The organism is Bacillus sp. YP1 (assembly GCF_000877815.1).
GTDB lineage: Bacteria > Bacillota > Bacilli > Bacillales > Bacillaceae > Bacillus > Bacillus subtilis.
On record NZ_CP010014.1, the window covers coordinates 3,492,575 to 3,519,119 of the forward strand.

The 26,545-nt window shown below is 45.5% G+C and carries 26 protein-coding genes and 2 other annotated features; of the genes, 4 read left to right on the forward strand and 22 right to left on the reverse strand.

Features of this window, described 5'->3' with window-relative positions:
- Positions 1 to 47: 47 nt before the first annotated feature.
- The gene (locus QF06_RS17195) at positions 48 to 566 is read right to left on the reverse strand and encodes a YwhD family protein (protein WP_032727077.1); all 519 of its coding nucleotides are present in this window, start codon (positions 564 to 566) and stop codon (positions 48 to 50) included.
- A gap of 13 nt (positions 567 to 579) precedes the next feature.
- Positions 580 to 1,239 carry a site-2 protease family protein gene (locus QF06_RS17200; RefSeq protein ID WP_003243167.1) on the reverse strand — a complete coding sequence of 220 codons (660 nt, stop codon included), beginning with the start codon at positions 1,237 to 1,239 and terminating at the stop codon, positions 580 to 582.
- A 108-nt stretch (positions 1,240 to 1,347) separates the two neighbouring features.
- Here QF06_RS17200 and QF06_RS17205 point away from each other — a divergent pair, with 108 nt between their 5' ends.
- Positions 1,348 to 1,536: a 2-hydroxymuconate tautomerase gene (locus QF06_RS17205; RefSeq protein ID WP_003222038.1), complete on the forward strand. Its 189-nt coding sequence runs from the start codon at positions 1,348 to 1,350 to the stop codon at positions 1,534 to 1,536.
- Positions 1,537 to 1,578: 42 nt separating this feature from the next.
- On the opposite strand, the gene QF06_RS17210 is transcribed toward QF06_RS17205, so the two are convergent.
- The 7 genes from QF06_RS17210 to QF06_RS17240 form a co-directional block, all read right to left on the reverse strand.
- Positions 1,579 to 1,998 carry a MarR family transcriptional regulator gene (locus QF06_RS17210; protein WP_021480847.1) on the reverse strand — a complete coding sequence of 140 codons (420 nt, stop codon included), beginning with the start codon at positions 1,996 to 1,998 and terminating at the stop codon, positions 1,579 to 1,581.
- 119 nt (positions 1,999 to 2,117) lie between these two features.
- Complete coding sequence (gene thrS, locus QF06_RS17215) at positions 2,118 to 4,034, reverse strand: threonine--tRNA ligase (RefSeq protein ID WP_043940227.1); 1,917 nt, start codon at positions 4,032 to 4,034, stop codon at positions 2,118 to 2,120.
- Positions 4,035 to 4,087: 53 nt separating this feature from the next.
- Positions 4,088 to 4,309, reverse strand: a binding site (T-box leader).
- Positions 4,310 to 4,340: 31 nt separating this feature from the next.
- Positions 4,341 to 4,561 (reverse strand) — a binding site (T-box leader).
- Positions 4,562 to 4,615: 54 nt separating this feature from the next.
- On the reverse strand, positions 4,616 to 6,016 hold the full coding sequence (locus tag QF06_RS17220) for an MFS transporter (RefSeq protein WP_003243441.1): 1,401 nt from the start codon (positions 6,014 to 6,016) through the stop codon (positions 4,616 to 4,618).
- Positions 6,016 to 6,486: an Rrf2 family transcriptional regulator gene (locus tag QF06_RS17225; RefSeq protein WP_003243988.1), complete on the reverse strand. Its 471-nt coding sequence runs from the start codon at positions 6,484 to 6,486 to the stop codon at positions 6,016 to 6,018. The genes QF06_RS17220 and QF06_RS17225 overlap by 1 nt, the downstream gene beginning before the upstream one ends.
- Before the next feature lie 111 nt (positions 6,487 to 6,597).
- On the reverse strand, positions 6,598 to 7,098 hold the full coding sequence (locus QF06_RS17230; RefSeq protein WP_003227524.1) for a YwgA family protein: 501 nt from the start codon (positions 7,096 to 7,098) through the stop codon (positions 6,598 to 6,600).
- A 35-nt stretch (positions 7,099 to 7,133) separates the two neighbouring features.
- Positions 7,134 to 8,435, reverse strand: coding sequence for an HD domain-containing protein (locus QF06_RS17235; RefSeq protein WP_003243873.1), 1,302 nt, complete (start codon positions 8,433 to 8,435; stop codon positions 7,134 to 7,136).
- 161 nt (positions 8,436 to 8,596) lie between these two features.
- Entirely contained in the window at positions 8,597 to 8,821 is a 225-nt protein-coding gene (locus QF06_RS17240) for a YuzB family protein (protein WP_003222050.1), read from the reverse strand.
- Between the two features lie 214 nt (positions 8,822 to 9,035).
- Here QF06_RS17240 and rsfA point away from each other — a divergent pair, with 214 nt between their 5' ends.
- Complete coding sequence (gene rsfA / locus QF06_RS17245; protein WP_003243464.1) at positions 9,036 to 9,812, forward strand: prespore-specific transcription regulator RsfA; 777 nt, start codon at positions 9,036 to 9,038, stop codon at positions 9,810 to 9,812.
- Between the two features lie 143 nt (positions 9,813 to 9,955).
- On the opposite strand, the gene QF06_RS17250 is transcribed toward rsfA, so the two are convergent.
- The 4 genes from QF06_RS17250 to pta all read right to left on the reverse strand — a co-directional run bounded on the left by QF06_RS17250 (position 9,956) and on the right by pta (position 13,925).
- Entirely contained in the window at positions 9,956 to 10,846 is an 891-nt protein-coding gene (locus tag QF06_RS17250) for a carboxylate/amino acid/amine transporter (RefSeq protein WP_003242581.1), read from the reverse strand.
- A 167-nt stretch (positions 10,847 to 11,013) separates the two neighbouring features.
- On the reverse strand, positions 11,014 to 11,859 hold the full coding sequence (gene ywfL, locus QF06_RS17255) for an octanoyl-[GcvH]:protein N-octanoyltransferase (RefSeq protein WP_003227511.1): 846 nt from the start codon (positions 11,857 to 11,859) through the stop codon (positions 11,014 to 11,016).
- 48 nt (positions 11,860 to 11,907) lie between these two features.
- Positions 11,908 to 12,807 (reverse strand): cysJI operon transcriptional regulator CysL, encoded by a 900-nt coding sequence (gene cysL, locus QF06_RS17260; RefSeq protein ID WP_003243173.1) that lies wholly within the window; start codon positions 12,805 to 12,807, stop codon positions 11,908 to 11,910.
- 146 nt (positions 12,808 to 12,953) lie between these two features.
- A complete protein-coding gene (pta, locus tag QF06_RS17265) occupies positions 12,954 to 13,925 on the reverse strand; it encodes a phosphate acetyltransferase (protein WP_003235941.1) in 972 nt (323 codons plus the stop codon).
- 269 nt (positions 13,926 to 14,194) lie between these two features.
- On the opposite strand from pta, the gene hemQ reads away from it, so the two are divergent.
- Together hemQ and bacG are read left to right on the forward strand one after the other, a co-directional pair.
- The gene (gene hemQ, locus QF06_RS17270) at positions 14,195 to 14,959 is read left to right on the forward strand and encodes a hydrogen peroxide-dependent heme synthase (protein ID WP_003242896.1); all 765 of its coding nucleotides are present in this window, start codon (positions 14,195 to 14,197) and stop codon (positions 14,957 to 14,959) included.
- Positions 14,960 to 15,090: 131 nt separating this feature from the next.
- On the forward strand, positions 15,091 to 15,870 hold the full coding sequence (gene bacG / locus QF06_RS17275) for an NADPH-dependent reductase BacG (RefSeq protein WP_029726228.1): 780 nt from the start codon (positions 15,091 to 15,093) through the stop codon (positions 15,868 to 15,870).
- Between the two features lie 14 nt (positions 15,871 to 15,884).
- Here bacG and bacF read toward each other — a convergent pair whose 3' ends face one another.
- The 9 genes from bacF to QF06_RS17320 all read right to left on the reverse strand — a co-directional run bounded on the left by bacF (position 15,885) and on the right by QF06_RS17320 (position 26,489).
- Positions 15,885 to 17,084 (reverse strand): transaminase BacF, encoded by a 1,200-nt coding sequence (gene bacF, locus QF06_RS17280; protein WP_043940228.1) that lies wholly within the window; start codon positions 17,082 to 17,084, stop codon positions 15,885 to 15,887.
- A complete protein-coding gene (gene bacE, locus QF06_RS17285) occupies positions 17,085 to 18,269 on the reverse strand; it encodes a bacilysin exporter BacE (protein ID WP_014481236.1) in 1,185 nt (394 codons plus the stop codon). It abuts the gene before it with no gap.
- Positions 18,266 to 19,684, reverse strand: coding sequence for an alanine--anticapsin ligase (bacD, locus tag QF06_RS17290; protein WP_038427999.1), 1,419 nt, complete (start codon positions 19,682 to 19,684; stop codon positions 18,266 to 18,268). The genes bacE and bacD overlap by 4 nt, the downstream gene beginning before the upstream one ends.
- Positions 19,685 to 19,702: 18 nt before the next feature.
- Positions 19,703 to 20,464, reverse strand: a complete 762-nt coding sequence (gene bacC, locus QF06_RS17295) for a dihydroanticapsin 7-dehydrogenase (RefSeq protein ID WP_043940277.1) — start codon at positions 20,462 to 20,464, stop codon at positions 19,703 to 19,705.
- 2 nt (positions 20,465 to 20,466) lie between these two features.
- Complete coding sequence (gene bacB / locus QF06_RS17300) at positions 20,467 to 21,174, reverse strand: 3-((4R)-4-hydroxycyclohexa-1,5-dien-1-yl)-2-oxopropanoate isomerase (RefSeq protein WP_003244300.1); 708 nt, start codon at positions 21,172 to 21,174, stop codon at positions 20,467 to 20,469.
- The gene (gene bacA, locus QF06_RS17305) at positions 21,164 to 21,778 is read right to left on the reverse strand and encodes a prephenate decarboxylase (RefSeq protein WP_009968341.1); all 615 of its coding nucleotides are present in this window, start codon (positions 21,776 to 21,778) and stop codon (positions 21,164 to 21,166) included. Before bacA ends, bacB begins: the two co-directional genes overlap by 11 nt.
- Positions 21,779 to 21,929: 151 nt before the next feature.
- Positions 21,930 to 23,168 (reverse strand): MFS transporter, encoded by a 1,239-nt coding sequence (locus QF06_RS17310; RefSeq protein WP_003242790.1) that lies wholly within the window; start codon positions 23,166 to 23,168, stop codon positions 21,930 to 21,932.
- Between the two features lie 208 nt (positions 23,169 to 23,376).
- Positions 23,377 to 24,789, reverse strand: a complete 1,413-nt coding sequence (locus QF06_RS17315) for an amino acid permease (RefSeq protein ID WP_041850397.1) — start codon at positions 24,787 to 24,789, stop codon at positions 23,377 to 23,379.
- Complete coding sequence (locus QF06_RS17320; RefSeq protein WP_041850396.1) at positions 24,789 to 26,489, reverse strand: M20 family metallopeptidase; 1,701 nt, start codon at positions 26,487 to 26,489, stop codon at positions 24,789 to 24,791. Before QF06_RS17320 ends, QF06_RS17315 begins: the two co-directional genes overlap by 1 nt.
- Between the last annotated feature and the right edge of the window lie 56 nt (positions 26,490 to 26,545).

Consider the following 26,545-nt stretch of genomic DNA (forward strand, 5'->3'; position numbering starts at 1 on the left):
ATGAAAAATATCTCAAATACTTTAAAAATTCACAGAAAATTCATAAATTAATTGTTTTCCGGAAGCAGGCTCTTTTTTAACTCATCTGAGGAACGGTCCCATAGGCCCTGATCATGCTTTTTCAGAAATTCGCCTAGTACACGCTTCGAGCTGTCGTCCATTTTATCAACGATGATTTTCCGTTTCATGGATTTATCCATCAAATTCACATGCTCAGGCAGCGACTTGTAGCCTCTTCTGATACTTCTGTCGACCGTCATTTCACAGGCTGTCACACCAGCGTAATAAGGCCCCTCTTCTTTTCTGTCAATCGTTACCCACACAAGCCAGTATGGTTTTCCGTTCGGCACTTCTTCTTTATTCGGGAGAAATTTAATTCCTTTTTCAACGGTGCTGCGGGCATGCATGGCGCCGATGTCTACGAACGCTTCTTTTTCTTCTACATCAACGAATACGGGAGAAATGTTATCAAGGCTGAGTGCCCCTACGCCAAAACCGCCGTGTCCGTCTGTCGGATCACTTTTGATAATATTAAACCCGATTGATTTTTTCTTTTTTTCTTCCATGAAGTTCTACCTCCTACAAAAGCGGTTGAAATATCGCTGAAAACAGCTTTAAAATCGAATCTCTTCCTGCATTGAGCATCGGCCACAGCACGTAAGATCCTAGCGGTGTCACAAACAGCACCAAAAATACGATAAAGCCGTAGCTCTCCGCCTGCGTCATTTTGGCACGCACGCCCGGCGGAACGAGATCTTCTATAATTCGATAGCCATCGAGCGGAGGAAGCGGCAGCAGATTAAATAAAAACAAGACAAGATTCAGCTGTATCCAAATAGAAAAAAACTGATCCAGCCCCGTGCTGAACGCCGCAAGCATTTCCATTCCGTACGCATGCATCAACACTAACAAAAAGAAACCAATAAACGCAAGAATCAGGTTACTGACGGGCCCGGCTATAGATACGAGCACACCGGCAAGCCGAGGCTTCTTAAAGAAGCGTCTATTCACGGGAATGGGGCGCGCCCACCCGAAGCCGGCCACCAAAATCAAAATGGTTCCGAACGGATCAAGGTGTTTAATGGGATTCAGCGTCAGTCTTCCTTGTTTTTTCGCCGTATCGTCACCGAATTTGTATGCGACATAAGCGTGGGCAAGCTCGTGCATCGTAAACGACACAATTAGCGTGATGACGAGGTATGGCATTAAAGATAACGGATAATATAAAAAACGGTCCAAGTGAGATATCCCTCTTTCTCAAAATGCAAGAATTTACTTTATTCAGTATACTATAAGAAGCCTCTTTTTCTAAAGAGAGGAAACGAGATAAAGGAGGATTCAGCACCCATGCCATACGTAACTGTCAAAATGCTCGAAGGCCGTACAGACGAGCAAAAACGCAATCTTGTCGAGAAAGTAACAGAAGCCGTAAAGGAAACAACCGGTGCTTCTGAAGAAAAAATTGTTGTCTTTATAGAAGAAATGAGAAAAGACCATTATGCCGTCGCAGGCAAACGCCTGAGCGATATGGAATAATCTCTATAAAGCCGGCGCTTCGCGCACCGGCTTTTATTATCCCTATTGAGCCAGCTTCGCAATAATCGCCAAGAACGTCTTTTTCTCTTCGGCTGTTAAACGTTTAAACATCCCGTCAATCAGCTGCTGGCGGTTTTCGATCATTTGTTCAGCCGCTCCCCGGCCCGATTCAGAAAGCGTAATCCATACAGTGCGGCGGTCATTATTATTTCTGGATCTCTCAATAAACCCTTCCTGCTCTAAATGATTCAGAGCTGTGGTCGTGGCAGAGGGAGACAGTGTGACCTCCTTCAAAATATCCTTTATGGTGCAGCTCCCATGTCTGTATATGATCCGCAGAATAAACCCTCTTACATTATTCACGTGTTTCGGAACGGTGGCTTCATCTAATTGCTTCGTGCTTTTCAAATATTTTGTAAGTGCGTGATCCAGCAAATTTGCTTCCAGTTTGTCATGGTCCATGTCAATTTCCCCATTTCGAGATGCATTCATAACATACGAACGATATGATTTACTTATTATTTTACTGATTCCGAATAGGGAAAGTCAAAAAAGCAAAATATGAATTCACAGCTTTTATCCTACATGCCTCGATTTTCCACCTGTTTCACAAGCTCATCTTTAAATGTCTGAAAAGGAACTTGTTCATTCTGCTGATATCCGAATTGGCGGACGTTTACCGCATCCTCCTGCTCCTCATGATCTCCAAGCACCAGCACGTACGGAATTTTTTGCACCTGCGATTCTCTGATTTTATAGCCCAGCTTCTCATTGCGCTCATCAATGCCGGCTCTTATCCCCGCCTGCTTCAGCTCCGCCTGCACCTTTCTGCAATAGTCTAAGTGAACGTGCGAAACCGGTATGATTTGAACCTGGATCGGTGCGAGCCAGACTGGAAAAGCCCCGCCGTAATGCTCGATCAAAATGCCGAAGAAACGGTCGATTGAGCCGAAAACCGCTCTGTGGATGACAACGGGACGAACCTTCTCATTGAGTTCGTTGATATATGTTAAATCAAATTTTTCCGGCATTTGAAAATCAAGCTGAATTGTCGCGCATTGGTGGCTCCGTTTCAGGGCATCTTTTATATGGAAATCAATTTTCGGCCCGTAAAACGCCCCATCGCCTTCATTGATCTCATAAGAGAGGCCAAGCTCCTCAAGGACGCGTGCTAAGGCACGTTCCGACGCTTCCCAAAGGCTGTCATCGCCTAATGAATCCTCCGGGCGAGTCGAAAGCTCAACAGAATACTCGAAACCAAATGTCCGATATACCTCATCAATCAGCCGAATCGCTTCTTTGATCTCACTCTCAATCTGATCCTCCCGAACGAAAATATGGGCGTCATCCTGACAGAACGTCCGAACGCGAAGCATTCCGTTTAAAGCGCCGCTGTATTCATGGCGGTGCACCTGTCCGAATTCCGCCATGCGAATCGGCAGATCCCGATAAGAATACAGGCTGTTTTTAAAGATGAGCATGTGGCCGGGGCAATTCATCGGCTTCATTGCGAATCTTGTATCATCCACTTCTGAAAAGTACATATTGTCGCGATAATGGTCCCAATGGCCTGACTGCTCCCATAACCGCTGATTCATCATAAACGGCGTACGCACCTCATCGTAGCCGGCATTTGTTTGCAGCTCACGCGAGAAGCGCTCCAGCTCATTGCGGACAATCTGCCCTTTCGGCAAATAAAACGGCATCCCCGGCGCTTCTTCAGAAAACATAAACAGCCCTAACTGTTTGCCGAGCTTGCGATGGTCTCGTTTTGCCGCTTCTTCTAGCATATGCAGGTGCGCATCCAAATCTTTTTTCTTTTGAAACGCAACCCCGTACACCCGCTGCAGGACTTCATTTTTGCTGTCTCCGCGCCAATAAGCGCCTGATACTCTTGTCAGTTTGAACGCCTTGATCATCCCTGTAGAAGGAAGATGCGGCCCTCGGCACAGGTCAACGAATTCCCCTTGCTGGTACAGTGTGATATCCTCCCCGCGCGGAATATCCTTTAAAATCTCAAGCTTGAGCCGCTCGTCTTTTTGTGCAAACAGCTCTTCAGCTTCTTCGTAAGAAACCTCTATACGTTTGATTTCAAGGTTCTCATTTATTATGTTTTTCATTTCTTTTTCGATGGCCTCTAAGTCTCCTGATGCCAAGCTTTTCCCCAGCTTCATGTCATAGTAGAAGCCGTCTAAAATCACAGGCCCTACCCCCAATGACACTTCGCCGTACAGCCGTTTTACTGCTTGGGCCAGCACGTGCGCTGTTGTGTGGCGAAGCACCTGCAAGCCTTCTTGTGAATCGAGTGTGACAATCGAAAGCTCAGCATCCTCCTCCAGCTTGAAACTGAGATCAACAAGCTTGCCGTTGACCTGACCTGCGGCCGCCTTCTTTTGCAGACTGGAACTGATCGAACCAGCCGCTTCTTTGATTGTGATGCCTTTCGGATATTCCTGGATCTGTCCGTCCGGAAGCTGAATGTGTACATGTTTGCTCATTTTAGAACACTCCTTATTCATTGTTGTATATAAAAAAACACACCCGTCCCGCAGATAGGGACGAGTGTGTGATTAACCCGTGGTTCCACCCAAGTTCCCGACAAATACTATGTTGTCGGCTCGGTGCTGTAACGCAGCATAGACGGCATTGGTTACTTCAGTTCCCCAATGCTGCTCCAAGGCGGTAAATGATATTCCTAAGCTGGGAAGCTCTCACCTTTCCTTCCCTCTCTGAAAACCGTAACTATCATTCATGTCCTTTTCATCGCATGTATTCAATTCATAAAAAAACACACCCGTCCCACAGATAGGGACGAGTGTGTGATTAACCCGTGGTTCCACCCAAGTTCCCGACAAATACTATGTTGTCGGCTCGGTGCTGTAACGCAGCATAGACGGCATTGGTTACTTCAGTTCCCCAATGCTGCTCCAAGGCGGTAAATGATATTCCTAAGCTGGGAAGCTCTCACCTTTCCTTCCCTCTCTGAAAACCGTAACTATCATTCATGTCTTATCAGTGCCTGTTGTTTCAATAATTTTTTATATCTTACTATATATTCCCACAAAGCGCAATCAGTGATTTACATTTTTTCTGACGCGGCAGTCCCGTTATGGGCAGCCAGAAACAGCCATACAAGCAATGCAGCGAGGCTGTATGCCGCTCCCATCATCAAAAACGCAAACCCGGCACCAGCATACCAAGTGGCGGACAGATGAATGATCACCCCGGTTATCGCTACGCCGACCAAGGCTCCGATTTGCCGGTTTGCATTTAACGCCGCACCGGCGATATTCGTATGTCTTTGCCCGGCAGCCTGCATGATCACAGTTGTCATGGCAGGAACTGTAATACCGGTACAGAGGTTCATAACAGACATCAACACCGCCAGCTGCCAATAAGGAAAATCCGGAGAAATCAGCACAAACAACAGCAATGCAATGATACAGCTGACCGCCATTGATACAAACATAAGCTGACCGGCTTCAAACCGATTCGCCAGACGGGCAAACAGCAGATTGCCGATCACGAAGACCGCCATCATCGGCAGCAGCTCCACTCCAGCCATAAAGGAACTTGCCCCTCCTGCTTCCTGCAAAAAAAGGCTGAGCATAAACATGCCGCCAAAAAGGGCGAAATTCAGCAAAAACCCGATAAATTGGGCAGCTGAGAAGCGGCCGTTTTTGTATAAGGACGCCGGCAGGATGGGTGTTTTTGCAGAAATTTCCCGCAGCAAAAACAGCACAAATGCCAAAACCGCTGCAGTAAATGCTACAAGAATCACTGGCGAGCGCCAGCCCGCTGAAGGCCCCTGTATCAAAGCATAGGAAAGAAACCCGAGAGCCATCATGCCAAGCAGATGCCCGATGATGTTCACGCGGCTGCTTTTCCCAGGAACGCGGCTGAGGATTCGGTAAGCTGAAATGAGCGCAGCAGCCCCTATTGGCACATTGATCAGAAAAATACTCTGCCAGCCCGCCAACTGTACCAGCACGCCCCCGATAAAAGGCCCAAGGGCTGAAGCGGCGGAAACAAGCGCGGCCCACAGTCCAAACATTCTCGCCCGCGCCCGCTCATCAAGGTAAGAGGCAGCCAAAAGGCTGAGTGAGCTTGGCATAAACAAAGCTGCCCCAATTCCCTGTATGAGACGTCCGGCAATCAGCATCTGCCCATTTATAGATGCAGCGCATAGACAGGAGGCCATAACAAAAACGGCTAGACCCAAGATATAGATCGTCTTCGAGCCGAAACGGTCAGCCAAGGCTCCGCCCGCCAGCAGAAGCGACGCAAAAGTAAGAATGTACCCGTCCACAACCCACGTTACACCTGAAAGTGACATTGAAAGAGTGTTTTTCATATCAGCCATCGCCACATTCACAACGGTCACATCAAGAGTTGCCATGAGGAAACCAAGTGCGAGCACGATCAGCACGGATATGCCTGTTGATGATGTTGATTCTTGTATAGACCCGCTATTTTTCATTACAATTGCCCTTTCACTTGCTTGATTACCCAATCATCTATTTTTTCAAGATCATACAATTCCCCGACTCTGTCCATAACATGCTGCAAGGATTCTTCTCTCATAAGATTGGACCATTTATCCTCGATTTCCGCCATGACTGTCTCCAGCACACAGTGACTTTCACCCTCAAATACAGATTGCAGCAAGCCTTTCCCCTGATACATCGAACCTCTGCCTTCGACCGCTTGATAAACATCATAAAGCGTAATGTCAGCCAAAGGCTTCGTCAGGGTAAAACCGCCCTTCGTCCCTGGTAAGGATTCTGCCAAACCGGCTTGAACCAATGTTCTCATCAGCTTCTTCAAGTAAGACGGAGACACGCGCAATCGCTGGCTTATAGCCTCTGACGTCAAAGAAGCCTGTACCGGCAGCCGTGACAGTAACAGCAGCACAGAAACCGCCTGCTCCATTCCTGATTTCATTTTCATCCTATTCACTCCTGATTCATTATGGATAACTATTATCCATAATGAATCTCTTAGCAGCTTTTGTCAATAAAAAAAGCAAAAGAAACGGATCATTTCTTTTGCTTGGTATGGTTAACAAATCTGCTTCAGTTCCTCTATGTATTGAAGCGCTTCGTCATATTCTTCATTTGTATATTTTTGCTTGCTTTTGATGGTAAAGACTTTTTCTTTCTTTTCCTCATCCTCAAGCCCGTCAAAGTAAAGGATCGTGGAAACCAGCTCTAAAAACCGTGATGAACGGCTGTTTACACTGTCGATATAGCCTTTCATATCCGGCATGTCCAGATCAGCATGGTCTAAAAATGCGGAGCCTGTCTCAGTCAGCGAATACCGGTATTGAAAGTAGCCGCCCTTTTTTTCCTTCACCTCATGCAGAAATCCAAGGTTGCACAGCTCTTCAATCTGGAGCGTCAGTTCCTCTGAATATGGTCCGTAAAAGTGAAAATCATATTTCTCATAGAAAGGAAACTGCATTTTCTTGGCGATATAAATCATTTTCTGCAGCTTCTTTCGCCCGATGATTTCTCCAGAATCCGAGAACACCTTCATCAGTTTTGCATGTTCTTTCAACAAATTCCCGACATCTCCTTTTTCCTTCTTTCCAATTTCTATGTCAGTCCCAGCAGCTGCCGGATTTTCATTTTCGCTTCCGGATGTTTAGTGCCGTCACAAATCAAGTCCTTTGGATAGTACAGCTTGTGGTCCGTCCGCCGTTTACCTGAGATGGATTCCACAATAGCCGACTGTCTGGACAGCTCTTTAATTTGGCCGTTTTGCGTCAAGAGATGGATCGGCAGACGCTCCTCTTCCTCTCCTGGTCGGTAAAAATCGTATGGCAGATCTGATGAAGAATCAACGACCAAATAATAGCTCGGATCGATCCCCGCCTCTTTGAACAATGAAGTCAGCTCAAAATAAGCCGACATTTCTTCATTCGGATTGAATTCAACGTATTGGAAAAGCTGGCGGTTAATGAATCTGCGGCACAAGTCGGATAAAATCGCGTCTTCTTCATCCTCCCAGGCCTGGAAGTAATACAAAATAATAGATTCATCCAGCTTTACATAATCCTCCAGTGTCAATTTTCCTTCAAAAATAGAATAGAAATGAACCGGAGCGTGAGTGAAGACATAGCCTTCATCGTGCAGCTGCTTCGCCCTGTGAAGAATCTTCGTTAAAATGACCTCTGCACTTCTAGTCACAGGATGGAAGTAGACCTGCCAGTACATTTGGTAACGGCTCATGATATAGTCTTCGACAGCGTGCATTCCGCTTTCTTTAATGACGATCTGATCCTCGCGCGGCCGCATCACCCGAAGAATCCGCTCCATATCAAAATGGCCGTAGCTGACGCCCGTATAATATGCGTCGCGCTGGAGGTAATCCATGCGGTCTGCGTCAATCTGACTCGAAATCAGGCTGACCACTTGCTTGTTTTTATATGTTTTGGCAATGACTTCAGCAACATCCTGAGGGAAACCCGGGCTCACCTTTCTGAGCACCTGATTAACCTCCGTGTCTCCCAAAATGATACCTCTTGTAAAATCCTCGTGGTCAAGGTGAAAGACCTTTTCAAATGAATGCGAGAACGGCCCGTGCCCGAGGTCATGAAGCAGCGCCGCGGCCAAACAGAGTTCGCGCTCACTGTCATCCCATTCAGGGCGGCCTTTAAAGACGTCATCAACCATTCTTCTGACAATTTCATAGACACCGAGAGAATGGTTGAACCGGCTGTGCTCAGCCCCATGGAACGTCAAATAGGTCGTTCCGAGCTGCTTAATTCTGCGGAGACGCTGAAATTCACGGGTTCCGATCAAATCCCATATCAGCTTGTCCCGAACATGAACATAGCGGTGCACCGGATCTTTAAACACTTTTTCTTCTGATAATTTTCCATTTGGATACGCCATCGTCATTCCCTCTTTTTTTTAGCCGTGTTTCTATTATATCGACTCTATTCTTTGAAAACATCCTTGAATTTGCCCGGCGATTTGTTCCATCTTCATGAAAAACACATCTTGTGAAGCAAAAAAGCCTGACCTGAGGGCCGAGGCTAAGAAAAAATATGTTTTTACTTTTTTATTTTCTTTTTTACTTTGTCAATCAGCTCATCCTCTGTCGGAGCTGACAGCGGGCGATTGTTCACAAAAGCAAATGATTTTTTCCGTCCGGGCCCGCAATAAGATTGGCATCCTACCTCAACCTTTGCGTCCGGGTCCACTTCTTTCAAACGCGGCAGCAATGTTTTGATATTAGTGGCTTGGCAATCATCACACACTCGAAATTCATTAGCCATGACGTACGCTTCCCTTCATTTCTATGTTCATCTATGTGAATAACCTAAAATCACGTTTCAAAAAAAATCACATCACACTTCATTTTACAAGGATTCGACTGTTCCTGCAAGCCGCTCCATCCTTCGTATCTCCTATTCTTTCAGCCAATTTGTATAAATATTTTCCAACCTGGACATTCTAATACCATGAAAAGAAAAATGGGAGTTGAGATAAATGACAAAACAGCGACAAGACGCTTGGTCAGAGGAAAACGATCTGCTTTTAGCCGAAACAGTGCTTCGGCATGTGAGGGAGGGCAGCACTCAGCTGAACGCCTTTGAAGAAGTCGGCGATAAATTAAACCGGACATCCGCAGCCTGCGGATTCAGATGGAACGCAGTGGTCCGCCATCAATATGAAAAAGCGCTTCAGCTTGCGAAGAAACAACGAAAACAGCGGATGAGAGCGCTCGGAAACGGGCAGCCCGCGAAAAAAAGATTATTATATCAGCCTCCTGCCGTTGATCCTGAAATCATTCAAGAAACCGCTGCAGAAGAGCCGGTTAAAACGGAAACACCATCTGTCGAAAATGAGCAACCTTTAATGTCTGGCGAACACATGCCTTTTGTTGATGAAAGCTTTAAGGAAGAGTTAGCTAGTCTATCACACTTATTGTCTCCTCAAACGCCTGCAGCTGCGCCTGAGATGACGATGAATGATGTGATCCGCTTCCTGCAGAATTACGAAGGCAATCACGAGCAATCATCAGCATTAAAAATGGAAAACGAGCGTTTAAAGAAAGAAAATCAGGAATTGCAAAACAAAACAGAGCAGCTAGAGGCAGAAGTTCAAAAGCTTGAAAAAGACCAAAAAACGATCCAAGAAGATTATGAAACCTTGGTGAAAATTATGAACAGAGCCAGAAAGCTAGTTTTATTTGAAGAAGATGAACATGCCTCTCCGTCCTTCAAAATGGACCGGAACGGCAATTTAGAAAAATTAGCGGAATGACATAGAAAAATCCCAAAACGGGCAGCTGTTTTGGGATTTTCGCCATGTGCAAAATCCCCTTTTCTATTGAGAAAAGAGAATTTCCTCATTTTGCAGCCGGATCAGCTATTCTTGTAAAATGAGGCCAAGCTTATGTGAATCTATTAAGACATGTGAGCTGCCTCGGCCGTTTTTTGTTTCCGAGGCGCAGCAGAAATGACCAAAAGCCCCAGCATCATAAGCGCAATGCCCAGCCACGAGGAAGGCGAAAGCATTTCCCCTATGAAAAACACGCCAAGCAATGAAGCCGTCAGCGGTTCAGCTAAAGACAGCGTGACCGCCGCCGAGGCCGGAACCCCGGTAAGCCCTTTCGCAAACAAAAAGTATGCGGCACATGTTGCAATTAACCCGATGTAAAGGCTTGTTCCCAGTCCTCTAGGGGTCAATATCCACGAGATATCTAACTGCCATAATAGCGGCGTCAGCAAGATGGCGCTGATCATGAATACAACGGCGGAGGTCGCTCGCGGAGGCTGGGTTTTCATCATCGCTTTACTGATGAGCGTATAGCCTGCAAAAGAAGCACCCGCTCCAAGCGCCATAAGAACACCAGCCACATCAATCCGAACATTGGAACTGTCGGAAAACAGAAGCCAGCAACCCGCTAAAGCCAGCACAGTCGCAATCCACCAGGAGTTTCGCGGGCGTTTCTTCAATACAGCCCATTCGAGGGTCCCGGCAATGATAGGCGCACTGCCGATGGCAATCACAGTTCCCACTGCAATTCCCGTTTCTTTAACCGCTGTGAAAAACAGCGGCTGGTAACACGCCATACAAACAGCGGCTAAAAATACGAGCGGCCATGCCCAATTTTTCACGTGAAGCTCCCGGCTGATCCAAACCGCAAGCAGCATGGCGCTTCCTCCTATTAATAACCTGAACGCTCCAAATGCCAGCGGTGTGGCGCTTTCTGGAGCCAATGCCTGAACGGTTCCCGTGGTCCCCCAGAAAAAAGCCGCAATCAATACAAAAAGGCTGTAAATATTCCCCTTCATCTGCCTCTCCCCTTTAATATGGATGCTGATGTCATTTTATCGTTTTTCTTTTTGTCGTGGTTATCTGTATGTAAGAAGGACTTATCTGAAAATAAGATTATTGAGGTAAAATGCCGCTTGAGATAAAAAATGCATGCCGGCATATACAGCCGGCATGCGAAGAACGTTCACCCAAATACCTTTGCATTCCGCTCAGCCATCCGGACGAGGTTTTTCTCAAATTCCATTTCCTCATCAATGGACAGTCCAGCTGAATAAAGATGGGTGCTTAACGCTTTTAATTCCGTCAATAAAGCGAACATTAAGTCTTGTACGGAGATGTCTTTTTGAAGAAGCTCACTTAAGGACGCCATCGTTTCCGGACGTATTTCCGGATAGACGCCTTTTTTATCGTTTTGTTTGTCTTTCAGCGCCGCTTGATAGAATCGTCTGATCAAGTCGGCCCTTTCACTGCCGCTTTTATCTGCACAGAGATAAATTTGAACAGCGACTCCGCCGCGAACGCGTCTCTGAGAGATGCCGGCGAACTTTTTGCCATTTATACTGAGGTCATAGCTGCCGGGACAATAAGACCCTTCAATTTCATAGGCTTCGATCTTTGCGTTGTACGGTCTCAGCATTCGTCTCATCAGCTCGACCATCGCTTCATATCCTTTGTCTATATCGATGCCTTTCTTTTCGTCCTCGAATATGAGAGAGATATTTAAAACACCGTCATCCAATACGACGGCAAGACCGCCGGAATTGCGTACGATCACACGGTATCCTTCGCTCTCCAGCAAGGAGATACCATCCTGCAAAAACGGGAGGCGTGTATCCTGTATTCCAAGGACAATTGTATCGTGGTGCACCCATGAGCGCGCTGTCGCCGGCGACACGCCTTTTCCGACGGACATGCATAGCGTATCATCCATTGCGAAGGATTGCTTCGCATCAAATAAAGGGCCGAGACTGGATTGGTCAATGACTCTCCATTTCGGCTGCATCAGTAAATCAATCGGTTGGTTTGCCATCTATGTAAAACCCTTTCATGTTAGGCTTATTGAACGAAAACTATTATATCATTTCAGCAGCTGTGATTGATAATTGCTTTTCAGCATCGTAATAAAAATTTCTTTATTTTTTGTATTCTCCATGAGAGGAGAATGAATGTAAGACAGCTTGCGCTTTAACGAGAAATTATTAATATGCAGAATTGAAATTTCGCGGTGGATCAAATCCTTACGCAGCACGCTTCTGGATAGAACCGAAAGTCCCATGCCGTTAATCACCGCTTCCTTTACACCTTGATTGCTGCTGATGGTAAACATTGATTTCGGCCGAAGTCCATTTGAACTGAGTACATGATCGAGATATTCTCTCGTCCCGGAGCCTTTCTCTCTTGTCACCCACGCTTCGTTCTGCAAATCGCTGATCGAAATCTCTTTCCGCCCGGCGAGCGGATGCTGATTTGGAGCGGCAATGCACATTTCATCCTCCATGAACGGTTCAATTTCCAGCTCATTCTCGTTTGTATGTCCTTCAATCAGCCCGATATCAGCCTGAAGCATCCGCACACGCTCGCTGACCTCCTCTGTATTGCCAATCATGACATCTAGATTCAGCTCTGGATACAGCTTTTGCAGCTGGGCCAATAGCGGCGGAAGAATATACTCACCGATTGTAAAGCTTGCAGCTATTTTCAATTCACCCTTCACATAGTGATGATGCGCATAGATTTCAGCCTTGGCTTGTTCGTAGAGAAACACCATTTGCTTTGCTCTTTGATATAAAATGTCTCCTGTCGGCGTTGTCGTAAAGTGTTTTGGCGACCTGTTCAGAAGAGCCGTTTGAAATTCTTTCTCAAGATTTTTGATATGCAGACTGACGCTGGGCTGGGAGATCATCAGCTTTTCCGCCGCTTTTGTGAAGTTTTTTTCTTCTACCACCGCTATAAACGTTTTCAGCACGTCGTAATACAAAAACCCCACCCCTGTCATTAATGAAATATATGGTTATGATTAGTTTTCTTTATTGTACTCATATCATCCGTCTTGGTAAAGAAGGGCTATACAGAAGCGCAAAAAAGGCAGCCCTCGGTCGAGAGCTGCCATCGTCTTCATTTTTATTACAGTGCTTGCGCCGCTGTAATTAATGCGAGATTGTAAACATCTTCAGCGTTACATCCTCTTGAAAGGTCGTTTACAGGCATATTTAAACCTTGCAGGATTGGTCCTACCGCTTCAAAGTTGCCCAAACGCTGAGCGATTTTATAGCCGATGTTTCCTGCTTCAAGGCTTGGGAATACGAATACGTTAGCGTCCCCTTTGATCTCGGAATCCGGCGCTTTTTTCTCAGCTACAGATGGAACAAATGCAGCATCAAATTGGAATTCGCCGTCAAGTGTCAGTTCAGGCGCTTTTTCTTTCGCGATTTTCACTGCATCCGCTACTTTTTCTGTTTCATCAGATTTTGCTGAGCCTTTTGTAGAGAAGCTGAGCATTGCCACGCGAGGCTCAATGTCGAACATTTTTGCCGTATTGGCACTTTCGATCGCAATCTCGGCAAGATCTTGGCTGTCAGGCGCAATGTTGATCGCGCAATCTGCGAATACGTATTGCTCTTCTCCGCGAGCCATGATGAACACGCCTGAAGTCTTTTTCACGCCTTCTTTTGTTTTGATGATTTGAAGAGCCGGGCGGACAGTGTCAGCTGTCGAGTGAGCAGCTCCGCTTACAAGTCCGTCTGCAAGGCCTTTATACACCAGCATTGTACCGAAGTAGTTCTCGTCTAATAACGCTTTGCGAGCCTGTTCTTCTGTCGCTTTGCCTTTGCGGCGTTCTACAAATGCTTGTACAAGGTCTTCCATGCCTTCATATGTATGAGGATCATAAATCTTAACGCCGTCCAGCGTAAGGTTCAATTCTTTTGCTTTTGCTTGGATCTCATTTTCATTGCCGATCACAATCGGATTCAGCACTTTGTTTCCTGCAAGCTTGCTGACCGCTTCTAAAATACGCTCGTCTAAGCCTTCAGGAAATACAATTTTAACGTCTTTTCCAGCTACTTTTTCTTGCACTGTTGAAAATAAATCTGCCACAATAAAACCTCCTCAAAAAGTTACAAAAACGCTTTCTTTTACTAGCATACTCTTCTTCCAATCAAATTCAAACAGCCAACTTTCATTATAGCGCTTTCATAAAAAAATCTTATTTTTCTAACTAATTTAAGTGACTCAATCTTCCCTTATAGGTTCTTCTATTTTGATGGAGTTATACGGAAGGGATGTTCAAGGTTTCTCCACAGTAGAATCGGATAAACTATGGTATAGTGAAGGCAATCATGAAAAGATAATGGGAGTGAAGATAAATGAGTGAACAGCAAATGACGAATGAAGCGGCAAAAACGCTTGACGGCTGGTATGCGCTTCATGATTTCCGCACAATGGATTGGGCTTCCTGGAAGCTGCTGTCCAGTGATGAGCGCCAATCTATCATACATGAATTCACCGGGTTGCTTGAAAAATGGGGCGTAGCCCAAAAAGAAGGAAAAGGATCGCAAACTCTTTACAGCATCGTCGGCCAAAAAGCTGATTTTATGCTGATGATCCTTCGTCCTACAATGGAAGAATTAAATCAAATTGAGCTTGAATTCAACAAATCAAGACTTGCTGAGTTCACCATTCCGGCATACTCCTACGTATCAGTGGTAGAGCTGAGCAACTACTTGGCAAGCGGTGACGGCGATCCTTATGAAAATCCCCATGTGCGTGCGCGCCTTTACCCTGAACTGCCGGAATCAAAATATGTATGCTTCTATCCAATGGATAAAAGAAGATCCGGCAACGACAACTGGTATATGCTTTCAATGGAAGAACGCAGAAACTTGATGAGAAGCCACGGTTTAATCGGCCGCAGCTATGCGGGCAAAGTCAAACAGATCATCACCGGCTCTGTCGGCTTTGACGATTACGAGTGGGGCGTTACATTATTCAGCGATGATGTCCTTCAATTCAAGAAGTTAGTGTATGAAATGCGTTTTGACGAAGTCAGCGCTCGCTATGGCGAATTTGGTTCATTCTTTGTCGGCAATCACCTTTCGCTTGATACACTTCCTCAATTCCTATATGTATAATATCCCCTCCCGCCCATCCGGCGGGAGTTTTTCAATCCTCCTTTATCAGAATTTAAATAAAATTTGCTATTTTCTTCGTTTTTTCTTACGATGTAGATAATAATCCAATTTTTTCAAAGGGGTGTAGTTATTTGTCAAAACGAACCGCATTTGTTATGGGAGCCAGTCAAGGGATCGGGAAAGCAATCGCTCTGAAATTAGCAGACCAGCATTTTTCCCTCGTCATTAATTCGCGAAATTTGGATAATATTGAATCTGTCAAAGAAGACATTTTGGCCAAGCATCCTGAGGCGAGCGTCATTGTCCTTGCGGGGGATATGTCTGACCGGCATACGAGAGCGGGCATTTTTCAGGAAATCGAATCTCAATGCGGACGGCTTGATGTTCTGATTAATAATATCCCGGGCGGCGCGCCTGATACATTTGATAACTGCAATATAGACGATATGACGGCCACGTTCACTCAAAAGACCGTTGCCTATATTGACGCTATCAAGCGTGCTTCCTCACTGATGAAACAAAACGAGTTTGGCAGAATCATCAACATTGTCGGAAATCTATGGAAAGAACCCGGCGCCAACATGTTCACAAACAGTATGATGAATGCCGCTTTAATTAACGCCAGTAAAAATATTTCCATCCAGCTTGCTCCTCACAACATTACTGTCAACTGTCTGAATCCTGGTTTTATCGCTACAGACCGTTATCATCAATTTGTGGAAAATGTGATGAAAAAGAACAGCATATCCAAACAGAAAGCAGAGGAACAGATTGCTTCCGGGATTCCGATGAAACGGGTCGGATCAGCCGAAGAAACCGCAGCGCTCGCCGCGTTTCTTGCCTCTGAGGAAGCCTCCTACATCACGGGACAGCAAATTTCCGCTGACGGCGGCAGCATGAAAAGCATATAAAAACATCCCGCTTTTTAGCGGGATGTTTCTTGTAATGACCCGAACGGCAGGTTCAGCTTTTGAATCCGCGTGACAAATTCCCGCAGATCCTCCTGCTTCGACACCATTGAGATTCTGACATGCCTTTTTCCGTTGCTTCCAAAAATTTCGCCCGGTGTGACTACGACATGGGCATGCTCCAGCAAGTAATCGGAAAATTGGTGAGATGTCTCAAACGTATTCGGAATATCAGCCCATACGTAAAAGGTTCCTTTTGGCTTTTCCATCTTCCAGCCCAGTTTCTTTTCGCAAAGCGCCGTAAAAAAGTCAATTCGTTCCTTATAAATTCGTTTCAACGATTCCGTATGCTCCGGATCTCCAGAAAGCGCCGCACTCGCTGCCTGCTGCAGCCCGCCGAACATGCCGACAAATACATGATCCTGAAATTCATTGACGGCCTGAATGATCCTTTCGTTCCCAACCGCAAACGCCATTCTCCAGCCGGCCATGTTAAATGTTTTTGAAAATGAATAAAGCTCTGCTCCGACAATTTTGGCATCCTCTGCCTCAAGAAAACTGGCCGGTTTTTGATCGAATTCAAACGCTCCGTATGCAAAATCATGAATCAAATGGATGTTATGCTCTTTCGCAAAAGCAGCAGCTCTTGCATAAAAAGCCGCATCAGCCACAGCTCCAGTGGGGTTGTTCGGGTAGTTTAAAAACATAAGCTTCGCTTTTTCCAGCACGGCTGGATCAATCTTTTCAAAATCCGGCAGATAGCCATTTTCTTCATACAGCGGCATTTCGTAAAGCTCAGCTCGCGCCATCGTAATCCCTGATAAATATTCAGGATAGCCTGGATTCGGGACTAAAGCGATGTCTCCCGGATTGAGCAGGCATTGTGTCAGCACATACAATCCGGCTTTCCCGCCTCCGAAAAGCGCGACTTCCGTTTCAGGATTGATTGTCACTCCGTATTCCCTTTTATAGAAAGCAGCGATCGCTTCCTTTAAAAAAGGATAGCCCCTGAAAGGGCCGTATCCATGAAACGAAGGATTCAGAGAAGCCTCCCGCAAAGCCTCCACAATATGCGGCGGAGTGGGAAGGTCAGGGTTCCCCTGTCCGAGATTAATGATATGGGCTCCCGTTTTTTCCATTTCCTTTACCTTTTGAAAAACGAGAGAAAACTCTTGCCTTGGAAGTGTCTTGATGACATCGGACGGTGTTATTTCCATCTAAAAGACTCCTTTTTGCTCCGTTTTGTTATCCCGTTCCAAAAACGATTTGTTGACGAGCTTCGTATGCAGAAACAAACCGCATACGATCACGACAATCAGCCCCATAATGACCGGAGCGCTTAGGATGTTAATGAACATTGAACCAATAGAAATGCATAATCCGATAGACGCTTCGGCCACTGAAAAAATGCGCCCTTGAATCTGGTTTGCCGCATTTTCCTGAACCTTCACTTTTGCAAGCACTTCCCCGTATTCCATCGCGATGAAAAAGAGGATCGCCGCGATGACAGAAACAGCGAAAATCGGCGTAAATAAAAACAGCGCCAGCGAGACAATGGATAAAACGGTAAAGTACGTCAGGCCTCTATTGTTGTTAAAGCCCCATTTGCTGACAAGCGCCGCTCCGATGAACCCGCCGAAGCCGATGCAGAATGTGAGGATAAAGTTGCCGATTTCCCCGTCACCCAGAAAGCGGCTGACAATCGGAAAATAGCTGTACACAACTCCCCACAGCAAAGCCATCGTAATCATCGTAAACATGGCGTTTAATACGAATGCATTGGTTTTGATTTCTTTGAGTCCTTCTTTAAAAGACTGGAAGGCCTCTTTTATGTTTTCAGATTGAATCGGCACAAACTGCAGCTTGATGCGGCTGATAAAAAAGGCCGAAACCAGGTATGTCACACCGTTAAAGGCAACAGCCAGCTCTACAGATCCGCCTAACAGAAAGAGCCCTCCGGCAGCCGCCCCGACGATAATGGAGATGGTTGTCGCTTTTGCAAATAACGTGTTGATGCTTTTAATATCTGATTCCAAGGACGACATGACAGCGAGACGGGCGGGATTAAAAAACACGCCGCTTCCATAAGAAATAAACAGCAGGGCCAGAAAAATCAGCGGATACTCGCCTTTTGGAAGAAATGTGAGCCCCAAAAAGATGATGCCTCTGATGATATCCGTCCACAGCATGATCTTAATTCTGTCTAACCGGTCGACCAGAACCCCCAAAAACGGCTGAAACACCATCGGAATGCTTCTGACCACGATGACCCCGGACGTCACCCAATAATCGTGATAATATGTAGACAAAATGAGCAGGGCAGGGAGAACACAATAGTCTCCCATGAACGATAGCGCCTGCCCGTAAAGCAAGTATTTAGAGTTGGGTTTCAGCTGTTTCATACTGGCAGCACATACTTTGCCGTCAGCTTCGCATGCTGCTGAATTTGTCTGATTGATTCAGCCACATCCTGTGAATTACTGCCTTTCAGTTCAAATGCAGCAATGGAATTGAAAGCTTCAAACAATGTCAAATCAACTGAAGTGCCTGGTGCTGCGGCCGAAAAAGAAACGATTTCAGTATCCCCTTTTAAAAGCCCGTCAGGCAGATCGATCGCTTCAATGACCAAATCCTCAGCAGTTTCTGGAATCTGGCCATTTTGTTTGAAATGCTGCGGGTACAAATGGCAGTCGGCGACATAGTAAGGCTCTTGATCCAATAATCCGTCAGGCAGATCGGCGTCTTTTCCGAAACAGAGGACATCTAATAATAATTGCGCCATATCAAGGCCGAAAACCTTTTTAATGTTAGGAATCATATTCCAGCCGGCAAATCTGGCTGCTGATTCTATTAAACCCGGTTCTCTGTTTTTCATTAGCTTGATCTCTGTATGTGTTGCGCAATTTTGCAGGCCAAGCCCTTCATTTGCCTTTTTGGCAGCTTCGACAATTTTCTTTTTTGCCTCTTCATCCAGAATGGACGGCGTAATGTGGGATGTCTCTGTAAACCCGATTTGCGGCGTTTTATCATGAATGGCGATCGGGAAATACTCACCGTCAGCCATGATGCCTTCTATACTGATATAGTCGGAGTACCCTTCTGTTTGATACCAGTCTCCGTACTCACCCTGTAAAAATTCTTCAGCGATAAACGGCGCTTCAAACGTAACCGCCTTTGGCACGTTAATTGATTTCAGATAGTCATTGACTCTGTTAAATTCATCTTCTGCCGTCTCAGTGTCCGTAATCAGCGTTACACCGATTGAACTCGCTAAGTATGTAGGCTTTAAGATAAGAGGTGTGCCGATCTCTTCAAGAGCAGCACGGAAATCTTCGAGAGTTGTGACTCGTTTGTTTTTGATCGATTTGACTCCGGCCTTATTAAAAGCGTCCCTCATTTTATTTTTATCTCTGGCATTTTCGGCTGCCTGCACGCCGGCACCTCTCAAGCCCAGACGTTCACAGGCTTTCGCCATCGGAGCAATGAATAATTCATTGTTTGTTGTGATGGCATCCGCCCCAAACATTTCGGCAACCTTGACGATTTGCTCGACGACCTCTTCCTCAGGCTTGTTATGATCCTCATGCGCCCAATAAATGGAGTCAGGATGCTCAAAATCAGCTAAACTCTTAAAATAGTCTTTATCTTTTATGACCGCGACCGAGTATTTTTCAATCAATGCTGCATGGGAGGCTGTAATTGCAAAAGGTCTTGGAATAAAGCTGACCAAGTTATATTTTTCAGCAGCGCTTTTATAAAACATGTGCGGCGGGCAGCCTCCAAGATCAGCGATGACCAATACTGTTTTTCTCTCCATATGTAAAACACTCCTTCTCTATTGTGCGGTGTATCCTCCGTCTGCGGTGATGGCGCTTCCGGTCATATAGCTTGATAAATCCGAGGCTAAAAACAGCATCACGTTTGCGATTTCTTCAGGTTTCCCAAGCCTCAGCAGCGGATTTACCTTCGCCTTTTCTTTTTTGATCTCTTCAAGTGTGCCTTCATTATTTTCAAGGAATGATTTTTCATTCAGCGGTGTGTCGATGATCCCCGGGCATACGCAGTTCACGCGAATGTGATGCTTCGCATAATCAACGGCCATTGATTTAGTCAGCTGCAAAACCCCGCCTTTGCTGGCGTTATAAGCAGGAATATCAGGCCATGCCACGAGTCCGCCGACAGAGCACGTATTAATGATGTTGCCCTTGCCGGCGGCCAGCATATGCTTGAGTGCATGTTTGCTCATTAAAAACATGCCGGTCAAATTGACTTGCAGCACCTTGTTCCAATCGCTGAGCTCCATCTCGTGAATAGGCGCCACGATTTCGATGCCTGCATTATTAATCAAGACATCGAGCCCGCCAAATGTATGAACCGCCGATTCAACTGCGTGCTGGCAGGCATCTTCGTCTGTGATGTCCGTTTGCACAAAGTGCAGCCTGTCATTATTTTCTTTTCGTACCATTGCTTCTCCCTGCGCTTCATCAATATCCGCCACAACCACATTGGCCTGCTGGCCCAAAAAAGCCTGAACCGCAGCATAACCAATGCCTGATGCGCCTCCTGTTATGAGGACGGTTTTATCGGTGAGGTTCATGATCATTCATCCGCCTTCATTTTTTTTGCTTTTGCCCTGTTATAGCGCGGCGGGAAGAAGATATTAATCGATTTTGATTCTTTTTCTGAACGGTTGATGGCACCATGATCTTCGCGAGGCTCACAGAAATAGGCTGTGCCGAATTTCATCTCGACTGTGCAGCCTTCGACCGTCATGTCATAGCCGCCGCCGATGCAGATGCCTATTTGTTCATTCCGATGTTTATGGAAAGGCATTTCTCCGCCATTTCCAGGGATTTTGGCAAGCATAATTTCTACCCAATCCTCAACAAAGAACGTAACTTCCATGCCTGGCAGCAGGTCTCTTGTTTTGAAAATATCCAAAAAGTAGTCCTCAGGACTTGTATATGTTTCATCAGCTTTCAGCCGCTTGATATCAATAGCAATCACTTCTTGGTCTGTGTCGTTTCTTGCCCCGTGAGGCACATGCGGCGGCGCGATATAGGCAGATTCCAAGGCTGTCATTTTTCTTGTCACATCTCCGACAGTCATCATCAGCTCGCCAGAAACGACCATGCCGATTTGGACCTCCTTATGCTGATGGGGTTCAACATTGGTATGCGGCGGGACGTAAGACATTAATACTTCAGTATCCCCTCGTACGGTTGAATACTGCCTCACTCCGTTTTCCCATTCAATTAATTTCGGTGTCGGGAAATAAAGCTCCTGCATATCTTCTTTAGTTTTCATCATCAACGTCTCCTTTTCCAAATAATGACCAGCTCATTGGAATGCTTTTGAATGTTTTTACAAAGGTTAGCCCGTACTTTTGCCGTGCAAGCTCATTGGTTAAGGCAATGTCATACAAACCTTCTTTTACTTTTCTTGCGGCTTGACTGGTTGAATTGACTAGTTTGAAACGAACATCTTTGCGGGTAAAATATTTTATTAAATTAATAGGTGAAGGATGTGAAACAATAACAGATGTATCAAGCATATCGTCTCTGAATTCAAAATCAGGACGAACAGCCAGGCCGTACATCGGTGTATCGCACCTGAAGATCTGCAATAGCTGCAAATCCGGCCTCATGTAGAAATGCTTAATGCCATCGTAAGCATGTGGGACGATGGTATATTCCAGCGGGCTTTGGAGCGTCCTTTCGATGCACGATTCAAAAGTATCATGCAAGGACAATTTACTGTTCAGCCCTTGTAGAAGAGTAAAATTGGAAATGAAATGCTTTGCTGCGTACTCACTGCTTGTCCCCTCAGGGCCGAGCGTGTTGACTGTAATGAGTTTGGATAGTGAATCAGTTCTTTTTTTTGTCTGAATGCTATTATCCAATATAATCATGAGCACCAACCAATCTTTTAAAATTTTAAGTAAATTTTATCCAGTGGAAATTGAACTGTCAATGTTTTTTGAAAATATTGATAATTATTCCCATACAAACAAAAAAACCCTTTAAAAAGGGTTTTTAATTATAGGAATTTAGAAACTTTGTTTATTGAGATAAGGACTGATCGGCCTTCTGCTCAAGTTTGCCGTACTTTTTATATGCGAATACACTGAGCACAAATCCGAGGACTGTGATGGCGGCGCAAATCAATCCGACAGCTGCATAGCCGTATGCCACATATACGGGTCCCATTAAAGCAGAACCTAATGTCACGGCCAGATTCGAGGCGAGACTGTAAAACACCATGACTTTTCCTCGATGACGCTCTGAGCAGTCACTCAAAATGGTGCTGAGCAGCGTCACCGTCAAACTTTGCATTAATCCCCAAATAAATAGGCTGGCGATTAACAGAAACATAGACGCCGGCGCATATGGTAAACACGCCAGCAGAACGCTGATGACCCCCAGCGCAATCAAAAGGGAGCGCATTTTTCCGATGCGGTCGGCTATCTTTCCTGTAATCACACTCATGGAAAACCCGATTCCATAAATCATGATAAATAAGCCCGCAGCCGTGTTTCCTCCGGTAAAAACGTCCTGAAGATAGGTGCCTAAAAAGGAATACATACCGTAAAAACCAATCATATTACAAAAGGTTATTGTGATATAAACAGGTACACGAGGGACTTTCAGCGCATCCCGGAATGTTCCTGCGGGCTCTTCTATTTCTTCCTTGCCGCTGTTTTTATGTTGGGCATGGCGGCGCATTTCAAGGAGAATCAGCAGAACAACTAAAACACCCATCAGGGCGAAAATCCAAAACGTCCATCTCCAATGCAGGACGCCGCCGATAAATGATCCGAGCGGCACTCCGAAAATCAGCGCCAGCGACCAGCTTGAAACGATCAGTCCCATCACCTTGCCCCGGTATGTATAAGGAACACGATCACCGACAACTGCGTAAGCGGTCGGAACAAACGCTCCCGCAGCCAATCCCGAAAGCGCCCGGCCTAAAAAGAAGAAAAAAATATTTTGAGCTAAAGCGCATATCACCGTTCCTATGATAAAAATCATAAGCCCGGCCAATAAGCTCAGTTCTCTGGAGTATTTATCGCCTAATGGAACCAAAAGCGGCGCACCGATAAAAATCATAACGCCGTAAATACTGATAGATAACGCAAGGACGCTGACATCTGAGCTGAAGGCTTTTGCTAAATCCGGCAGCAGCGGTGAGATCACAAGCTCTTCAGATCCGGCTGCAAATACCCCCATCGTTAAAGCCAGTGCCAACAATAACGGAAAATGATGTTTTGTTTTGATGTCATTGTTTTGATTGCTGTTCATTCTTTCTCAAACACCTCTTCCATAATCTTCTTATCATAAAGTTGTATTATAGTTTAGCATTGTTTTTTCTCTATTTACAATTCGAACGAAATCTTTATAACTTTTATTATTTTCATTTAAATCACATTATATATTTCTATATTTCATTCTAAAAATACATAAGGGTGTAACGCGTAAAAAAGCTCTCCGGCCTCCCGGAGAGCTTTTTCTATTGCGCCTCTGTCTGCTCTTTTTCAATCGGTTCATGATTTATACGCTTTTTGATGCTTAGATGATAGTATGCATAACAGAAAATAATGATCGGCACACCGCAGTATAAGCCAATTCTTTGATCCGGAATGAAAATAAGGCTGATCAACACGCAGCCATATAAACAAAATCCGAGAATCGGGACTAGCGGATAAAGCGGCGTTCTGAACTCCAGATCATTCACATTTCCGCCTTCAGCAAGGAAACGTCTGCGAAAGAAAAATTGCGACGCACAAATGGACATCCACGCGACAACTGTCACCATGCCCGAGATTGAGATACACCATAAATACACTGTTTCTGCGGCCATGACACTTGTCAGCAGCGAACAGCCTGAAATGCCTAGCGTAATCAGCAGGGCATTCATCGGCACGCCTTTTTTTGTCAGTCTGATGAGAAAGGATGGACCCATTTGATTTGATGAAAGTGACCACATCATACGCGACGCCGCATACAATCCCGAATTAGCAACAGATAAAATGGCCGTTAAGATGACAAAGTTCATGATATCTGCCGAAAATGGGATGCCGATTTGATCGAGTACCGCTACAAACGGGCTTTCAATCACCCCCGCCGTTTTGTACGGAAGGATGGCAACCAAGACGAACATAGCGAGCACAAAGAAAAACAGCGTGCGCCAAATAACATTTCGAATGGACTTTGGCAGTGTTTTTTCCGGGCTTTCACTTTCCCCTGCCGCAATGCCGACAAGCTCCGTTCCCTGGAACGAGAAGTTCACCATGACCAGCGTAAACATAACGGCCAGCACCCCATTAGGGAAAAGCCCTCTATCAGTCATAAAGTTAGACAAAAAGGGTGTCTCCTGTCCGCCTTTAAAGTCAATCAAGCCAAACACGGCGGCTCCGCCAATCACAATAAATAATATGATCGCCGCCACTTTGATGCTTGAAAACCAAAATTCCATTTCTGCAAAGCTTCTGACAGAGAGCGCATTAATCAAAAAGATGACGATGCCGAACACGAGGCACCATATCCAGATCGGAACGGAGGGCAGCCACCTTTGCATCAAAATGCCTGCTGACGTCAGCTCTAACCCCACTGTATTCGCCCAGCTGAACCAATACAGCCAGCCAATCATAAAGCCTGTCGACGGTCCCAGAAATTTAGTGGCGTAGGCCTGAAACGATCCGGCCACCGGCATGGCAACAGCCAATTCTCCTAAACAAAGCATGACGAGATACATTAAAAATCCGCCGATGATATACGCGGCAATGGCGCCGAGCGGTCCCGCCTGGCTAATGGTAAAGCCAGAGCCTAGAAACAGCCCAGTGCCAATCACCCCTCCCAAAGCAATCATAAACAAATGCCTGCTTTTCATGCTGCGCTGCAATTCATTTTTATGATTCTGCATCATCCTTCCCCCTTTGGTTCTTTTGCCGTGATGGTCATCCGGTAGCTTTGCAAAAGGTGAACGGTGGTTTGCTGTATGAGGAGAGGCAATACATGAAATGTGTACGGTTTATAGACTCGTTCTGTCCATTTATGGCCGTCTTTTCCGTACACGCCCATATTAATGGATGGAATATTCAGCTTGCGTATGTCTTTGAACGGAATGGTCCCAATCATATTCCACCCAGGGAAGTTCCTGATAAAAGAATCAATTTCGCCATCGGTTTCGTGCAGTGATAAAAAACTGCCGTCTGCCAAGTAGGGGAAAAACTTTTTGAAGACAAATGTTTCACCTGTCGATTCAGCGGTTTTGTCAGCCGCTTCTTTAATCACATGCTGCAAAAGCTGATCTCTTGCGCTATCTTCTTTCAAATAGTTATGCGGCAGGTAAGGAGGTGCGTAAAATAGAATGACTTTTGCGCCTTGATCGGGGTCAAGCTTTTGAAGCTCTTCGATTGCCTGAAAGCATCTCATGCGAAGTTCAAGGTGCTCGTTGGCTTTGAATGTCTGCTCGATACACTGCTCGGGATCTATCCCCCGGTTTCTCAGCTTTTCTAAATATTGCTCCAGGCTATACACTTGAATGTCCCATGATAAATGTTTCTTTGGCAGATTGGCTCTTTTTACATATTCTTCATAATAATCTGATAATTTTTGTTCTGTCTCCTGGCATGCTTCCTCAGTGACTTCAATAAGCAAATCCATCATTTCTTTTGCTGTTCTTTCATAAATAAAACAATTGAAATACAAGCTGGTGCTGACAGCCGTTTGCACATTATAGGATTCCTTGTTATCACGCTGATACAAACAGGATGGGGGCAGAACCAACTCCCCTTCAACCTTTTCTGCCAGATGGATGTTATTGTGGAGACGGCTTGTGATTTCAGATGAAATGAAATTCGGGTCAATCCCTGCCAGTGTATCGCCAACATGGACTTCCCGCCCGTGGATGTAAAAGCAAGGCAGCAGTTTTCCCGCGGCTCCGGTATAGATATATCTTGTCTGATCACCATCGTAAAGCGGGGTAATAAAATCCGTATTAATAGCAGCCAAATAGTGAAGCTGTTTTTCTTTTTTTAACCGGTTCAGCTCTGAAATGCTGGCGAGAATGCCCGAATGCTGGCTCTCCTCATCGGGATTGGCCATAAACAATACATTTCCCGGCAACGTCTCAAGGTTCTCCGAAAAATGCAGGAGATTGGCTAAATGCACGGCGATGCCGCTTTGCATATCGACAGATCCTCTTCCGAACATCCACTCGCCTGATTTGGCATCCCGCTGAACATCCTGATCGAACTCATAGCGGCTGAAATACTCGGCCAATTTCTCACAATCAAAAGCGATATCCTTTAAAGGGCCGAAATCTTCGATTCCAACTGTATCCAGATGGGCATGGTAAATGACTGTATTACGGCTTTCTCCATGTCCTTTAATAAACGCAAAAATATTTTTGCGATTGTATGGGTCATTGGGAATGACCTGTTCCCACACATGACTGGGGTTTTCCTGAAAATAAGGATAGCTCGTGATCACTTCTTTGATGAAATCTGCTTTTGTCCCTTCTCCAACGGTGCCGTTCACGCTGCTGAGGCTGACCAGAGATGCTGTCAGCGCCTCCACTCTTTCAGCCGGATTCATGTGACTGATTTTTGTATACTGCATAAATTGTCCTCCTGATCAAAAAGTTGAAATCGTGCGATCCGCTAAAGAATCGCACG